This is a genomic window from Streptomyces sp. NPDC050264, assembly GCF_040655895.1.
In the GTDB taxonomy this organism is placed as follows: domain Bacteria; phylum Actinomycetota; class Actinomycetes; order Streptomycetales; family Streptomycetaceae; genus Streptomyces.
Genome location: NZ_JBFAKV010000073.1, coordinates 1 through 1344, shown reverse-complemented (window position 1 = coordinate 1344; position 1344 = coordinate 1). Strand labels below are relative to the sequence as shown.

General features: G+C 68.8%; 1 protein-coding gene. It reads right to left on the bottom strand.

From position 1 onward, the window contains the following. Positions 1-37 precede the first annotated feature (37 nt). Positions 38-1272, bottom strand: a protein-coding gene (locus tag AB0J02_RS43600; RefSeq protein WP_363199480.1) for an IS3 family transposase whose coding sequence is annotated in 2 segments (ribosomal slippage) — positions 38-951 and positions 951-1272 — 1236 coding nt in all. Because the reading frame shifts where the segments join, the coding sequence is not laid out codon by codon here. Positions 1273-1344 lie beyond the last annotated feature (72 nt).

The following is a 1344-nucleotide window of genomic DNA, read 5'->3' as shown; positions in this document are numbered from 1 at the left end:
GGGCCTTCCCCCACGAAGGTGGGCACGCGGTTATTGGTCACGCGGCGAGCGTGAGTTTAGCGGCGTGGTGTCGTCGTTCGTATTCGTCGGGGCTGAGGTGGCCGTTGGTGGAGTGGCGGCGTCGGGTGTTGTAGCGGGTCAGCCAGGCGAAGACTGTGCGTCTGCAGGTGGTGGCGTCGCCGTAATCGGGGGCGCCCTGGAGGGTCTCGCGTTTCAGGGAGGCGTGGAAGCTCTCGCAGGCGGCGTTGTCGGCGCTGGTGCCGACCTTGCCCATCGACCGGGTCACCCGGAGCTGGTCGCAGAGGCCAGCGTAGGCCCTGGATCCGTACTGGGCTCCGTGATCGGAGTGAAAGACCGCGCCGTCCAGCGAGCCGCGGGTGCGGGCGGCCATCCGCAGGGCGTCGGCGACAAGGTCGGTGCGCATGTGGTCGGCGATGGACCAGCCGACGATCTTGCGGCTGAAGCAGTCCAGCACGGTCGCGAGATAGAGGAACTCCCCTCCCGCGAGCGGGAGATACGTGATGTCGCCCATGAACTTGCGCCCGGGCTCGCCGGCGGTGAAATCCCGCTGGAACAGGTCCTCGACCGGTGAGGATGCCGGGTCGGGAACGGTCGTGCGAACGCGTCTGCGCAGGCGGACCCCGGTGATGGAGTACGTCCGCATGACCCTGGCGACCCGCTTCTCGTTGATCCGGTGTCCCTTCTCGCGGAGCTCGGCGGTCACCCGCGGGGAGCCGTAGGCGCCGCCGGACTCGCCGTGGACCTGCCGGATCTCCTCGGCCAGGACCAGGTCCTGGCGCTGCCGGGCGGCCCTCGCCCCGGCGCCGGCGAGCCACTTGTAGTAGCTGGACCGGTTCACGTCCAGGACATGGCAGAGCCGCTTCACCTCGTAGGTGTCCCGGTGGTCGTCAACGAACTGGAAGCGGCTCATCACCAGTTCGTCTCCCCGGCGAAATACTTGGCCGCCTTGCGCAGGATGTCCCGCTCGGTCGCGAGCTTGCGCTCACTAGCCTCGAGCTCTGCCACGCGGGCCTCCAGGCGGCGGACCCGTTCATCCGGATCGGCGGACGCCTCCGCCGCCGGCCGGGCGGCCGGCCGCGCAGCCGCGGCGGTGACGCCACGGCGTTCGCGGTCCCGCAGCACCCACTCACGCAGGGTCGCCCGGTTGATGCCCAGGTCAGTGGCGATGCTCTTGTAGGTCGCCCCGGGGGTGGACTTGTACAGGGCCACGGCATCGGCCTTGAATTCGTCCGAATAGTCCTTCATCGCCATCGGCGGTCTTCTCGCTTCCTCCGGATCAAGCAGATCCAGTATCAGCGTGTCCACCAATCAGGGGGAGGCTCC